Consider the following 16,249-nt stretch of genomic DNA (forward strand, 5'->3'; position numbering starts at 1 on the left):
AAGCAGACCTGCGACCGACGGGGCACCCGACGAGTGTGACGAGTTCCGGGGGGATCTGCTTCGACCCGAGCGTGACCACGTTTTCACGCCATCGGGGTCCGACGTCCAGCACGAAACGCGCGACCTGGCCTTCTCACGACTTCGGTTCCCGGCTGCCAGGCGCCCGTCCACAGGGGAGGCATGCGTGACCACTGAAGACACGATCCGGCACACCAGCCGTATCGAGAGCACATCCGACCGCGACCCCGCCATCCCGATGACTGCCGCCCAGCGCGGCATCTTCTATGCCCAGCAGCTCGAACCCGATGTACCGCTGACGATCGACGCGTACATCGAGTTCCGTGGCGACACATCGGGTTCCGACGGCGCTCCGGTCGACATCGATCCCGAGATCCTCCAGCGCGCGACGACGCTGACCGAGCTGGAGACGGAAGCGTCCATGCTGCGGCTGACCCCGACGGATGACGCCGAACCGACCCTGACCATCGACCGGTCGCGCCGATTGGTCCTCGGCACACAGGATTTCAGCGACGCCGCGGACCCGCGTGCAGCCGCACTGGCCTGGATCGACGACCACCGGTCGAAGAGTCCGGACATGTTCTCCGATCCTCTCCTCGACACACACCTGCTCAAAATCGGTTCGGGACATTCGATCTGGTACTGCCGCGGGCATCACATCGGGTACGACGGCTATGCCGCCATGTATCTGATGCTCCGCGTCTCGTCGCACTACACGGCGATTGTCAACAATGCTCCGCCTCCCCTGGCAGACACCGCGACGATGGCCGAGATCGCCGCGATGGACGTCGCCTACCGTGCGTCGGAGAAGTTCCTCGACGATCGGGAGTACTGGTCGCAGCATCTGGCCGATCTGCCCGAATTGGCCACTCTGACCAGGCGTTCCGGTCCGGCGGCACCGTTGTCGACGGTCCGATCGGCAGTGCTCGACGACGACCTGGTCACTCGCATCCGCTCCCTGGCACGGGCCCACCGGGTGCGGCCGGCGTCGGTCATCACCGCTGCCGTCGCCGCCTATGTCGCCCGGTTCACCGACCGTGACGAGGCCGTCCTCAGTCTTCCGGTCGCCGCGCGCGACCGTGACGTCCTGCGTACCTCCGCGGGCCTCGTCTCCAACGTCGTCCCGCTACGCGTCGCCCTCGACCACGACGCCACCGTCGCCGATCTGCTGGCCTCGGTGAACGCGGAGATCAAGAGCGCTGTGCGCCACCAGAAGTACCGACACGAGGACATCGTCGCCGACATCCTGGACGCCGCCGGGGCCCGCCGTGGGTTCTTCGGACCGCTGGTCAACGTGATGCTGTTCTTCCAACACATCGACTTCGGGCCGGTGCACGGCGAACTCAATGTGCTGTCCACCGGACCCATCGAGGACCTGTCGGTCAACGTCTACGACAGTCTCGACGGCGGCATGAGCGTCGACCTGGAGGCCAATCCGAACATCTACTCCGACGACGAGATCGTCACCCATCACCGGCGACTCGTCGAGTTCCTCGAAGCTCTCGTCACCGCCACTTCCGAGACCCCGGTGTCGCATGTCAGCGTGCTGCGCGAGTGTGAGTACGCGGAGTTGTCGCAACACTCCACCGGCGCCCGAGTCGAACTCGGCGAGCGCACCCTGGTCGACCTGCTGGACGAGGCTGCCGCAGCTCATCCCGACGCGCCTGCCCTCATCGCAGCGCACCCGCGGGATTCGACCGAATCCCGGCCGCTCTCCCAGGCGGAGTTCGCCCGGCAGGCACGGTCCCTGGCGGCGGCGCTCCAGGATCGTGGCATCGGAGCGGAAAGCATCGTCGCCGTCCGGCTCCGCCGCAGCGTCGATCAGGTGCTGGCTCTGCACGCCGTCGTCCGGGCGGGCGCGGCCTTCGTCCCGGTCGACCCCGACGAGCCGGCCGACCGTCTCGAGCACATCCTGACGGTGGCCGCCCCGGATCTCGTCCTCACTGACGCGAATCTGGCCGAGCTGCGCGCGAACCCCGCCCGACGGGAACCGGCGCCGGTCGCCGGCCCCGACAACACCGCGTACCTGCTGTTCACCTCCGGCTCGACCGGCAAGCCCAAGGGCGTGGCGATCACCCATCGTGCCATCGTCAACCGGCTGGGATGGATGCAGGAATGGTATTCCCTCACCGAGTCCGACCGCGTCCTGCAGAAGACCCCGTCCACCTTCGACGTGTCGGTCTGGGAGTTCTTCTGGCCGTTCGTCACCGGCGCCGCGCTCGTGGTCCCTTCCGCCGACGGGCACCGCGACCCCTGGTACCTGCGCGACGTGATCGACGAACACCGCATCACCACGGTGCATTTCGTCCCGTCGATGCTCACCGCGTTCTCCGCAGCCCTCTCCGCCGACTCCGACACCCCGGGCGGTGCACACCGTCGCGCCTCGACGACCCTGGGGTCGTTGCGTCAGATCTTCACCAGCGGTGAGGCACTGACGCCGGGCACGGTCGGTGCGACCGCGGCGCTCACCTCCGCGCCGATCCACAATCTCTACGGTCCCACCGAGGCGGCCATCGACGTGACCCACCACGACGCCTGCCGTGCGGACGTCCCGGTCGTGCCCATCGGCCGACCGGTGTGGAACACCAGCGTGCACGTCCTCGACCACCGCCTGCGTCCGCAACCGCCCGGCGCGGTCGGCGAACTCTACCTCGGCGGGGTCCAACTCGCCCGCGGCTACCGGGCACGGCCTGATCTCACCGCGGCGCGATTCGTCGCCGCCCCCGCCGGTAGCGGCGAACGGCTGTACCGCACCGGCGATCTGGTCCGCATGAACGCCGACGGTGAACTGGAGTACCTGGGACGCACCGACTCCCAGGTGAAGATCCGCGGTCAGCGAGTGGAGCTCGGCGAGATCGAGTCGACGCTGGGTTCTCTACACGGGGTCGCCTCCGCGGGTGTCGTCGTCCGCGACGACCTCGTCGTCGACGGACCGGTCCTCGTCGGTTACGTCAGCGGCACCGCCGACCTGCACACCCGCGAGCTGCGGAGCGAACTGGAGTCGGCGCTGCCCGCGCACATGATCCCGACGGCCATCATGGTGCTCGACGTGCTCCCGACCACCTCGAACGGCAAGCTCGACCGCCGTGCGCTCCCCCGGCCGGAACTCCGCACCGACCGCGAGTTCGTCGCCCCGGAGACCGCACTCGACCGGTTCGTCGTGCGCACCGTCGCCGATGTCCTGGGACTGGACCCTGATTCGACGGAGAGCGCACCGATCTCGTTGCGCGACGACTTCTTCGCCATCGGCGGCACGTCGCTGTCCGCGACCCGGGTGGCTTCCCGTCTGTCGAAGGCGACCGGCCGGCGCATCGGTATCCGCACGATCTTCGACGCCGCGGACATCGGCGGGATCGTCGACGCGCTCGCCGAGCTGGGTGTCGGGGCCGACGATTCCCCGCAGAGCACCTCCGCCCGCACCGGCTCACCCGTCCTCGCCGGCTCCCCGGTACCCCTGTCACCGGCACAGCACCGGTTGTGGCTCGCCACCCGCCTCGATCCGGCCGGCGCGGCAACCTACAACATGCCCTTCACCGTCCGGCTCGTCGGCACGCTCGACACCGACGCCCTGCGGCAGGCCCTCAACGACGTCATCGTCCGCCACGAACCGCTGCGCAGCATCGTCGTCGAGCGGGACGGCATCGCCTTCATGTCGCCGCGATCGCCGGAGACGGTCTCCGTCGACCTACCGGTCCTACGGACACCGGACGTGCGCGATCTCCCCGACCGTGAGTTCGCCTCCCAGACCTTCGATCTCGGCGTCGACCTGCCGATCCGGGCGCGTCTCGTCCGTACCTCCGACGATGACCACCGCCTCACCATGGTGGTCAACCACATCGCCGCGGACGGATGGTCGTTGGCGCCCCTCGCCGGTGACCTGGCCACCGCCTATCGCGCCCGGCGCGACGGCAACGAACCCGACTGGGCCGCACTGCCCGTCACCTACTCGCAGGTCAGTGCAGATCGTCATGCCTGGCTGTCCGAGAGCAGCGGCGCCACGGCCGAACTCGAGTTCTGGCGGGCCACCCTCGCGGACGCCCCCGGCGAGACCGACCTCCCACTCGACCGCCCGCGTACCGGCCGAGGTGACGCATCGGGGGCGTCGGTGACCCACACCCTCTCACCCGACACGCACCGCGCCATCCGAGACCTGTCCGCCGCCACCGGCGCCACCGTGTTCATGGTGTTGCACGCCGCCGTGGCCACCCTTCTGCGGTCGTTGTCCCGGTCGTCGGACGTCATCGTCGGAACACCTGTCGCGGGGCGCGGGGACGCCGACCTCGACGGTCTCGTCGGCATGTTCGTCAACACACTGGCACTGCGCACGGCGGTCGACAAGGACGCCGCGTTCGTCGACCTGCTGGCGCACGTACGCGACGTCGACCTCAACGCGTTCGACAACGCCGACCTGCCCTTCGACCGTCTCGTCACCGAACTCAACCCGGACCGGTCATCGCACGTCCATCCGTTCTTCCAGGTGTCGCTCGCGCTCGAGGACCGTTCGGCCATCCGTCTCGACTTCGCCGGCCTCTCGGCGACCGCGTCACGCGTCGACACCGGGTACACCACCTTCGACCTTCAACTGACTTTCACCGAGGCGCAGGACAGCGACGGCGAGCCCGCCGGACTCTCACTCGAGATCGGTTACGCCACCGCCCTGTTCGACCGGTCCACGGTGACCGCGCTCTCCTCCCGCCTCGACCGCCTGCTCCAGGCGGCCACCGCACAGCCGAGTTCCGCGGTCGGCGACCTCCCGGTCCTCGATCTCCACGAGCGACTCGATCTCGTTCCCGCGGTCGGCGAGGGACGCCGACCCGTCGAGCATCTGACGACGCTGCTGTCCACGGCCGCCGCGTCGTCCCCGTATCGGATCGCCATCACCGATGGCACGCGGTCGCTGACGTATCGGGACCTCGATGCGGCGTCGAACCGGCTCGCGCGGTTGCTGATCGAACGGGGCGCCGGACCCGAACGTCATGTCGCGGTGGCGCTTCCCCGTGGCGTGGACTGGATGATCGCCATGTGGGCCGTGGCCCGGTCGGGGGCCGCGTGGGTGCCCGTCGACCCGGCCTACCCGGCGGCGCGTATCGCGCACATGCTCGGCGACTCCGGTGCCTGCCTGCTCCTGACCGACCGGTCCGCCGACCCGCGGACCGCACTGGCCGACGAATCGGCAAGCAACCCCGGGCATCTCCCGCAAACTCTCGTTCTCGACGACGATGAGGTCATCGAGTCGGTGCGCCGGATGTCCGCCGCGCCGGTGTCGTCCGGCGAACGCCCGGGCCCGCTCGACGTCGACCAGCCCGCCTACCTGATCTACACCTCCGGCACCACCGGCACACCCAAGGGCGTGGTGGTCAGTCATCGCGGTCTCGCGGACTTCGCGGCGCAGCAGGTCACGCAGTACGGGATCACCCCCGACAGCCAGACCATGCACATGGCCTCGCCCAGTTTCGACGCGTCGGTGCTCGAGATCCTGATGGCGATCGCGGCCGGTTCGACGATGCACATCATCCCGCCGGGCATCGTCGGCGGCGCCGAACTCGCCGAGCTGATGCGGGAAGGCCATGTCACCCATGCCTTCCTCACCCCGTCCGTGCTCACCACCATGTCGCCCGACGACGTCCCCGAACTCGAGGCCCTCGTCATCGGCGGCGAGCACCCGAACCCGGAGGTGGTGCGTACGTGGTCGAGCGGGCCGCGGCTGTTCAACGCCTACGGCCCGACGGAGACCACGGTCGTCGCGGCCGTGTCGTCGCCGATCGAACCCGACTACCGGACACTGACCATCGGACGGCCCATTCGTGGCGTCTCCGCACTCGTGCTCGACGAGCGTCTGCAACCGGTCGCCCCCGGCGCGGTCGGCGAGTTGTACATCGCCGGTGAGCATCTCGCCCGCGGGTACCACGGGGTGCGCCCACTGACCTCGAAGAGGTTCATCGCCAACCCGTTCGGCGACCCGGGCGAGCGGATGTACCGCACCGGCGACCTGGTGCGTTGGACGACCGACCACGAACTCGAGTTCCGGGGCCGCGCCGACCATCAGACGAAGGTCCGCGGTCACCGCATCGAACTCGGCGAGATCGACGCCGTGCTCGTCGCCGACGCCGCGGTGCGTGCGGCGGTCACGACCACCCACGGCGAGGGCGACCGCGCCCATCTCGTCTCGTACGTGACGATGGCGGACGGTACCGGGGACACTGCGTCCGACGTGCGTGACCGTCTGTCGGATCGTCTTCCTCGACACATGATCCCGTCGACGATCGTCGAACTCGACGAGATCCCGACGACTCCGATCGGCAAGGTCGACCTGCGCGCGCTGCCCGCACCGGAGGCCCTGCCGGTCGAGACCGGCGTCGCCTACGTCGCGCCGCTCACACCCACCGAGCAGACCGTGGCCGACCTCATCGCCGAACGTCTCGACCTCGAACCCAACACCGTCGGCCGTCACCACGACTTCTTCGACCTCGGCGGGAACTCACTGCTGGCGACCCAGATCGTCGGCGCTCTCGAGCACCTGACCGGTCACCGGATACCTGTACGTGAGGTCTTCGACCATTCGACCGTCGCCGCCATCGCACGCCTCGTGCCCGCGCGGGATCTCGAGCGACCGGACACGAACGTGACGCGTATCCCCCGTCTCGTGCACGATCCCGACGCACCCGTCGAGCCCGGTCCCGCCCAGCAGCAGCTCTGGTTCCTCAACCAGCTCGCCGTCGGCGAGGCCGCCGACGGGGACGGTTCCGCGACAGCCGGTTACGCGATCGCGTTCGCGCTCGACCTCCGCGGTCATCTCGACGTCGAGGCACTAGCCGCGGCGATCCGGCACACCGTCGACCGTCATGTGATGCTGCGAACCGTCTATCCCGACCTCGACGGCAGGCCTGTCCTCGAGGTGCACCCCGCCGGCGCCGCCACCCTCGATCTCGCGGTCACCGACATCACGGAAGCGCACTGGCCGGAGATGGCCCGCGCTCTCGCCGCCCGCCCGTTCGATCTGACCACCGACCTCCCGCTGCGGACCGCACTGCACCGGATCGACGGCGACGCCATGCACCACCGACTGTCGATCGTCATCCACCACATCGCCGCCGACGGGTGGTCCATGATCCCGCTCCACCGGGACATCACCCACACCTACGCCGAACTCCGTGACGGAACCACGACCGGCGCTAGGCCCATGACCGACACCGCGATCGACTACCTCGACTACCTGCGGTGGCAGGCCGAGAACCTCGCCGACCACGGTGAGCTCACGGACTGGTGGCGACGCGAACTCGACGGGATCGACGCCGGTCCCATCCTGATCCCCGACGCCCCGGCCGGACGACCTCGTCGTGCCGAGGTCGTCGAGGTGGAGTTCGGCGCCGAGATCCGTCGCCGGCTGATGGCCGTCTCCCCCGACCACGCAACCGAATTCATGAGTGTGCATGCACTGTTCGCGGCGCTGCTCCACCGTCTACACGCCGATCCCGCCACCCATGTGGGTGGCGCCTCCTCCGACATCATCATCGGCACCCCGGTCGCCGGGCGCAACGACCCCCGTCTCGCCGACGTCGTCGGGATGTTCGTGAACTCGGTGGTCTTGAGGACCCCGGTGGACGGTCGTGAGAGCTTCACGACTCTGCTCGACTCCGTTCGCCGGCGCGACCTGGAGGCGCTCTCGCAATCCGACATGCCGTTCGAGCGGATCGTGTCGATGGTCAATCCGCCTCGTGACGGTCGGCATCCGATCTTCCAGATCGCGCTCGCCTTCGACGCGCAGACGACCGACGCCTCCACCGACAGAGCGCCATCGGGTCCGCTCGCCGCCGGCTCCGGGATCTCCGACCTGCGCATCGATGCCGACGAGATCGACACCGGCGTGGCGCGTTTCGATCTCGAGCTCCGTATCCGGGACGGGCGCGCACGCTTCACGTATGCCACCGACGTCCACACCCGCGCTCGCGTCGAGATCCTGGCCCGGATGTTCGCCGAACTCGCCGACGCCGCGACGGCGCACCCCGACGTCCCCCTCGACGATCTCCACTTGACGACGACCGCAGACCGGCAACCAGTCGGCGAACCCACGGTCACACCGCGCCACCTCGCCGACATCATCACCGCCACAGCACGCCGGTATCCCGACCAGGTGGCCGTCGAGGACTCCGATCGCAGTCTGACCTACGCCGAGATCGACGAGATCTCGACGATCTGGGCGCACAACCTGCAGGCCTTCGAGGTGGGCACCGACGACGTCGTCGCCGTGGCACTCGAGCGCAGCATCGAGTCGGTGATCGCCACCTGGGCGGTGGCCAAGAGCGGTGCCGCGATCCTTCCTGTCGACACCCGCTACCCCGCCGACCGGGTCGCCCACATGATCAGCGATTCCGGGGCCCGCCTGGGCATCACGTCCGCAGATCGCTTCGCGGACGTGCCACAGGAGATCTGGTGGGCCTCTCCCGGCATCCTGGGTGTCCCGTGGGAGAGTCCGACCCCGGGCGCCGACTCGCTCGCAGGTCCGCGCCACACCGACTCGCTCGCGTACGTCGTCTACACCTCCGGATCCACCGGAAAGCCCAAGGGCGTCAGCGTGACCCATCGCGGACTCGCCGCGTTCGGTGCAGCGCAACGCGATCGCTACCGGGTGGCCCCCGGGGACCGCACCCTGCATTTCGCCTCGCCGGCCTTCGACGCCGCGATGCTCGAGTTCCTCCTGGCCTTCGAGGTCGGCGCGACGATGGTGATCGTCCCGTCGACGATCTACGGCGGCGACGAACTCGTCGACTTCGTCGACGAGCACGCAGTCACCCATGCGTTCATCACCCCGGCTGCGCTGGCCACCGCCGCCCCGCATCCACTTCCTCTGCTGCGCACGCTGGGAGTGGGAGGCGAGGCCTCGACGCCGGAGCTGGTGGCACGCTGGGGAGCCGACCGCAGCTACATCAACTCCTACGGTCCGACCGAGACCACCATCGTCGCCGTCATGTCACGGCCGCTGCGTCCGGGAGCGCCGATCACCATCGGCACCCCGGTCACCGACTGCACCGCACTGGTCCTCGACCATCGCCTGCGCCCGGTGCCCGACCACGTCCCCGGCGAGCTGTACCTCAGCGGACCAGGCGTCGCCCGTGGATATCTCGATCGGCGCGGACCTACATCCGCCCGGTTCGTCGCCCGACCCGACGGTTCGGGTGACGTCATGTACCGCACCGGCGACATCGTCCGGCGCGACGCCGACGGATCGCTGATCTACCACGGCCGCAGCGACAACCAGGTCAAGGTCCGCGGTTTCCGCATCGAACTCGACGAGGTCACGGCCGCGCTGAACGCCGCCGAGGGCGTCGACTTCGCGACGACGATCGTCCGCGGGCAGGGGGCCGACGCGGTGCTGGTCGGGTACGTCACCGTCACCGATCCGACCGGTGCACCGGACACCGCTGCGATCCTGGACACCGTCCGGCAGCGACTCCCGCGCCACATGGTCCCGTCGGCGGTCGTCGTGCTCGACTCGATCCCGCTGACGCGCAACGGGAAACTCGATCATTGCGCGCTCCCCGCCCCCGCCACGACAGTGGTGTCGACGTCGGGTCGCGCTCCGCGCACTCTCGCCGAGACCGCGCTGACGCACATCCTCGCCGACGTCCTCGATCTCCGTCCGGACGAGGTCGGGGCCACCGACGACTTCTTCCTCCTCGGCGGCACGTCGCTCCAGGCGACCACGCTCGTCAGCCGGATCAACCGCGTCCACATCGGTGAACGGCTGCGGGTACGGGACGTCTTCGATCACCCGACACCCGAAGCGCTCGCGCAGCTGCTCGTGCTCCCGCAGGGTTGGGACGCGAGTGCACCGGACGCGGCCGACGTCATCTCGGGGTCAGTCGAAGATGCTGCGCCCATCCGGCGTTCGGACCGGCCCGAGCGGTTCCCGCTGGCTCCCACACAGCGTCGACTCCACTCGATGGCCACCGCGAACCCCGAGTCCACCGAGTACCTGATGCCCTTCGTGCTGCACCTCCGCGGAGAACTCGACGTGCCGGCGCTGCGCGGCGCACTCGTCGACATCGTGGCCCGGCACACCAGCCTGCGCACCATCTTCGAATCCGACGAACACGGCCCCATGGGGCGAGTGCTCGACGACCCGGAGGCCGTGATCGGAGACCTCACCGTGCAGTGGACGACCGACGTCGCCGCCGAGATCACCCGGTCCGCAACCCGGCCCATGGATCTCACCCGGCGCGCGCCGATCACCGCCACACTCGTCGCGGACAGCTCGACCACCGGCTCGGAGACCGAGCACGTACTCGTGCTCGTCCTGCATCACATCGCCGCCGACGGTGCGTCGTTGCCGATCCTCGTGGCCGACCTCACCCGTGCCTACGGCGAACGTCGACGCGGCCGTACCGAGAACTGGCCCCCGGCCGACGTCGACTACCGCGACCACGCGGTCGAGAGTGCCGACGCCGAGAGCCTCGCCCACGACCTCCGCTTCTGGGAGGAGACCCTCGCCGATGCCCCGGCGGAGACCACCGTCGCGCCGCTGACGGATGACGCACAGCCATCCGAGTCCGGAGCGGGCTCGGTGAGTCTCGGGCTTCCGGCACACACGCGAGCGGGCCTGGTCGCCTTCGCCCGTGAGCAGTCGACCACGCCGTTCTCGGTGCTGCACACGGCGCTGGCGATCCTGCTGCACCGGCTCGGCCTCGGCACCGATCTGGTCGTCGGCAGCCCGGTCGCGAATCGCATTGGGCACGACGCCGACCACGACTACAGCGGTGTGGTGGGCATGTTCGTCAACGTCGTGCCGCTGCGGACGCGTCTGGCGGCGGCCGACACGGTCGCCGGACTCGTCCGCCGGATTCGCGACGCCGACGTCGACGCACTCGACCACCGCGGCCTGCCGTTCGACGACATCGTCGCGTCGCTGAACCCGCCGCGCACCCCCGGACGGCATCCGCTGTTCCAGGTCGCGCTGTCGGTCCACGACTACACGGCCGGGAACACCGGGGTTCCGGCCGACGGCCTGCCGGCGGCGACCATCGAGATGGATGCCGGACTCCGCGCATCGATCGCCGAATTCGATTCCCCGGAAGCGAAATTCGACCTTCAGTTCACGATCACCGGCATACGCGACGGCGACGCCGCCCTCCAGGTCACCTACGACACCGCTCGATATCGCCGACAGGATGCCGAACTCCTGGCCACGCGCCTGATGCGGGTCGTACGCGGCATGCTGGGTGACCCGGGCCGCCCGATCGGTGACATCCGGATCACCGACCCGCTCGAGATCGCCGAGCGCACACCATCACTCGGACGTCCGGCGCAGATGCCGACGACGCTCGACCGGTTGTTCGCGCAGGCCGTGCAACGCAACCCCGATGGTGTGGCGGCGATGGCGGGCTCGCCGGAGTCACCCGAAACCATCACCTACGCAGAGCTCGACGCCCGTTCGAACCGGTTGGCCCGCGTCCTGCTGGGTCGCGGCGTCGGCGCCGCGGACGCCGAACACGTAGTCGCAATGGCCGTGCAGCGGTCGATCGAGTCCCTCGTGGCGATCTGGGCCATCGTGAAGACCGGCGCGGCCTATGTGCCGATCGACCCCACCTATCCCGCCGACCGGATCGCCCATATGCTCGGCGACAGTGGTGCACGGCTCGTCGTGACGACCGCGGCGGCCGGCGAATCCATCGCCGCCGGGATGGCCGGGGATCCGACACCGCTGCTGGTTCTCGACGACGCGTCGACGATGACCCGGCTGCAGCACTCGTCACCCTCGCCGATCACCGATTCCGAACGCGGCTCGACGATCCGGCCCGATCAGCTCGCCTACATCATCTACACGTCCGGTTCGACCGGACGACCCAAGGGTGTGCTCGTGCCGCATTCCGGGCTGCGTCCGGTACACGACGAACTCGCCCACCGGATGGCCCCGGGTCCGATGTCGCGGGTGCTGCACTTCGCGTCGCCCAGCTTCGATGCGTCGGTCCTGGAAATGCTGCTCGCCCTTGCCGGTTCGGCGCCGTTGGTCATCGTCGGTCCGCAGGTCTACGGCGGTGAGGCCCTCAGCGACGTCATCGACTCTGCGCAGGTCACCCATGCGTTCATCACGCCCGCGGCCGTGGCGAGCATGTCGCCGGCCGCGGTGCCCTCGTTGCGGGCGCTCGCCGTCGGCGGTGAGGACTACGGCGCCGACCTGGTCCGGCGCTGGGCTCCCGGACGCACCCTGATCAACGTGTACGGTCCGACCGAGACCACGATCATCATCACCGGCAGCGAATCCCTCACGCCCAACCGTCAATTGACTATCGGCACGCCGAACAACGGAGTGGGCGCGCTCGTCCTCGACGAGCGTCTCCATCCGGTCCCGGCCGGGGTGGTCGGCGAGCTCTACCTCATGGGACCGCAGATCACGCGTGGTTACCATCGCCGGCCGGGCCTGACCTCGACCCGTTTCGTGCCGGCACCGATGGTCACCGGCCCGCGCTTCGCCGGGCGTCGGATGTACCGCACCGGCGACCTGGTCCGCTGGACCGAGGACGGGCGACTGGTCTATGTGGGCCGCGGCGACACCCAGGTGCAGGTCCGCGGCTTCCGGATCGAGCTCGGCGAGATCGACGACGCCCTGACGACCGAGCCGGATGTCGACTTCGCGGTGACCCTCGTCGACGGGACCGGTGCGGCGGCGAAGCTCCGCAGCTACGTCACCGCGACCGACGGAGCCGCACCGGACCCCGCCGATCTCCGACGCCGCGTGAGTCGCCGGCTCCCCCGGCACATGGTGCCGACCTCGGTGACGCTGCTCGACTCCATCCCGCTGACCCCCACCGGCAAGCTCGACCGCAAGGCGCTGCCCGCATCCACCGATGACGCCACCCGTCGGGCACCGGCGCCGGGTGAGGAGACGACGATCGCGCAGGTCTTCGCCGAGGTCCTGGAAGTCGCCCCGGACACGATCGGGGCCGACGACGGCTTCTTCGACCTCGGGGGCAATTCCCTGCTGGCCACCGCCGTCACCGCACGCCTGACCGAACGGACCGGCCGCCAGGTGTCCGCGCAGTCACTGTTCGGCGCGCCGAGCCCGGCGGAACTCGCTGCGGCACTGGGGATCGACGGGGCGGCGCCGACCGATCCGTCGGAACAGTCCGGCACTGCGGGGCTGGACATGCTCCTGCCGCTGCGTCGGCAACGCGGTGACACCACAGGGAATCCCGGCGAGCCACCGCTGTTCGTCGTCCATCCGGCGATCGGGCTGTCGTGGAGCTTCACCTCGCTCCTGCCCCATCTGCCCGCCGGCCGGGCGCTGTACGGACTGCAACATCCGGCGCTGTCCGGGAAGCGCTGCCCTCGCTCGATCGGCGACCTCGCCGCGGACTACGTGGCGCAGATCCGGACCGTCGCACCGGAGGGTCCGTACCACCTCGTCGGGTGGTCGCTCGGCGGACTCATAGCGCACGAGATGGCGGTGCAGCTGCGCGAGGCCGGCGACGAGGTCGCCCGGCTCGTCGTGCTCGACAGTTACGTCATCTCCGAGCGGCCGGACCTCGACGCGGAGGCGTCGATCACCGACCTGATGCGCGAGTTCGGTCTCGACCTCGACAGCGAAGAGCTCTCCGGCACAGACGAACTCACCGTAGCCGATGCCCACCGCATCATCTCCTCGGTGGGCGGAGCGCTCGGTGGCCTCGCGCGGGACACCCTGGGCACGGTCCACGAGGTGTTCCGCCACGCCTCACCGCTCGCGGAGAAGTGGCGGCCGCGTGTCTACGACGGCGACCTGAGCTTCGTCACCGCCACCGTCGACCCCCAGCCCGGCGCGCCCGCCGTCGAGGCCTGGTACTCGAAGGTGACCGGACGGGTCGTCGAGATCGAGTCGCACAGCACGCATGCACGAATGATGTTGCCCGAGCACGTGTCTGACTGGGTACATGCCATCGGTGTATCGCCGGGAGAACCGGCGTCCGCCACACGACAGGAGAAGTGATGACCAATCCCTTCGACGACACCGACGGAGTCTTCCGGGTGCTCGTCAACCACGAGAACCAACACTCGCTGTGGCCGGAGTTCGCACCCGTGCCTGACGGTTGGCGGACCGTCTTCGGCCCGTCCGGTCACGACGAATGCCTCGAGTACGTCGAACAGAACTGGCGAGACATGCGGCCCGCCAGCCTGATCCGGACGATGGAAAGTGCACAGGACGAGGGAAGCGAGGTCACCCGTGGGGCGACACAGTATCGCTGACGACACCCCTGACCGTGGGGCGTCACCGTACGCGCTGGAGCTCCGCGGGCTGCAGAAGACCTTCCGCACCGGATTGTTCGGCCGCGGCCCGCGGGTCCACGCCCTGAACGGCCTGGATCTCTCGGTCCCCACCGGAACCGTGCACGCCCTCCTCGGCCCCAACGGCGCGGGCAAGACGACCACGGTCCGCGCGGTGGCGACGCTGATGACCCCCGACGAGGGCTCGGTCATCGTCGACGGCATCGATGCCATCGCCGATCCCGGCGCGGTCCGGAAGATCGTCGGGGTGTCCGGCCAGTACGCCGCCGTGGACGGGAACCTGACCGGTTTCGAGAATCTGCGCATGGTCGGTCAGTTGTACGGGCAACCGCGTGCGCTGGCATCGGAACGTGCCCGCGAACTGATCGCGGAGCTGAACCTCGAGGATGCCGCCGACCGGCCGATGCGGACCTACTCGGGCGGGATGCGGCGTCGCCTCGATCTCGCCGGCGCCCTCATCAACCGCCCCTCACTGGTGATCCTCGACGAACCGACGACCGGACTCGACCCGCGCGGCCGACGCCAGATGTGGGAGGTCATCGCCGAGCAGGTCAGCTCGGGCGCGACGGTCCTACTGACGACGCAATACCTCGAGGAGGCCGACGCCCTCGCCGACGAGATCACCGTCATCGACCACGGCACGATCCGGGCCCAGGGAAGCGCAGCGGAGCTGAAGTCCGCCACCGGTGGATCAATACTCACCGTCGAAGTCGTTGTCCCCCATACGGACGACGCGGACGCGCGGGTCTCGGCATCCCTCACCGACATCGGCGTCGGACCGGCAGAACGCCTCGAATCGGGCGCGGACGGTGACATCGGCATCGATTCCGTGCGCTGGTCCGTTCCCGTCGACGACGGCACCCGCAGTGCGGTCGCCGCGGTCCGGGCGCTGTCCACGGCCGGCATCGTGGTCGTCGACGCATCCGTCTCGACACCCACGCTCGACGATGTCTTCCTGACACTCACCGATCGGGGGCATACCGAACCTCCAACTGTCGACCAGATCACCGACGCACCAACAGATTCGTACCTCACGGTCGCCGAACCGGACATAGATGGCAAGGCAGTCGACGGTCTTGCCGGACCTGTCATCGGAACAGACGACACCGACGCGGACGTAACCGACATTCCGCCCAGCCGATCGGAGCGAGCCCGTGTTCACTGACACCGCAGTACTGGTCGAACGAAATCTACTGACCGTCAAACGTATACCGACACTTCTCATCAGCGCGACGATCCAGCCGCTGATGTTCGTCTTCCTCTTCGCCTATGTCTTCGGCGCGACCTTCGGCGGTAGCTCGTACCGCGAGTTCCTGATGGCGGGGATCTTCACGCAGACCGTCGTGTTCAATGCCGCTTTCACCACTGTCGGCCTGGCGAACGACACCTCGGACGGGATCATCGACCGCCTCCGCTCACTGCCGATGACCCGACTGGGCGTCATCAGCGGCCGGGTCACCTCGGACATGCTCCTGGGCGCCGTCGGACTGGCGGTGATGGTCGCCTGCGGACTGGCCATCGGTTGGCGGATCTACGGCAGCGCCGCCGACGCCGCAATCGCCTTCGGCATCATCGGACTCTTCGCCATCGCGATGGCCTGGGTCGGTGCCGTGAGCGGCCTGGCGGCGCCGAATGTCGAAGCGGCACAGAGCATAGGCTTTCTCTGGATGTTCCCGGTGACATTCCTGTCGAGCGCGTTCATCTCCGCGCAGAGCCTCCCCGGACCCCTGCGGACCATCGCGGAATGGAACCCGGTGACCGCCGTCGCGACCGCCTGCCGTCAGCTGTTCGGGAACGAGGCACCACCGATGTTCCCGACCGCGACCGGGTGGGTCGCCGACCATGCCGTGGGGTATGCGGTGGGCTCGTCGTTGGTCATCCTGGCCGTGTGCGTCCCTGTGTCCCTTGCCCTTTACCGAAGGTCAGCAAACCGGTGATCGCGGATCGCCGGAGAACTCCCGGCCATTCCGGTTAC

4 protein-coding genes are annotated in these 16,249 nt (G+C 69.0%); all 4 read left to right on the top strand.

The features are described 5' to 3' along the window. Positions 1-184 precede the first annotated feature (184 nt). From GKZ92_RS17820 to GKZ92_RS17835, 4 genes are read left to right on the top strand one after another with little or no spacing between them, the layout of a single operon-like run. Positions 185-13,978 (top strand): non-ribosomal peptide synthetase, encoded by a 13,794-nt coding sequence (locus tag GKZ92_RS17820; protein WP_155225486.1) that lies wholly within the window; start codon positions 185-187, stop codon positions 13,976-13,978. Next, positions 13,978-14,235 (top strand): MbtH family protein, encoded by a 258-nt coding sequence (locus GKZ92_RS17825; protein WP_005197647.1) that lies wholly within the window; start codon positions 13,978-13,980, stop codon positions 14,233-14,235. The genes GKZ92_RS17820 and GKZ92_RS17825 overlap by 1 nt, the downstream gene beginning before the upstream one ends. Further along, positions 14,213-15,439, top strand: a complete 1,227-nt coding sequence (locus GKZ92_RS17830; protein ID WP_155225487.1) for an ABC transporter ATP-binding protein — start codon at positions 14,213-14,215, stop codon at positions 15,437-15,439. The genes GKZ92_RS17825 and GKZ92_RS17830 overlap by 23 nt, the downstream gene beginning before the upstream one ends. Then, complete coding sequence (locus GKZ92_RS17835; protein ID WP_035754986.1) at positions 15,429-16,211, top strand: ABC transporter permease; 783 nt, start codon at positions 15,429-15,431, stop codon at positions 16,209-16,211. The genes GKZ92_RS17830 and GKZ92_RS17835 overlap by 11 nt, the downstream gene beginning before the upstream one ends. Positions 16,212-16,249 lie beyond the last annotated feature (38 nt).

Source organism: Gordonia sp. 135 (assembly GCF_009720185.1).
Taxonomy (GTDB): Bacteria; Actinomycetota; Actinomycetes; order Mycobacteriales; family Mycobacteriaceae; genus Gordonia; species Gordonia alkanivorans.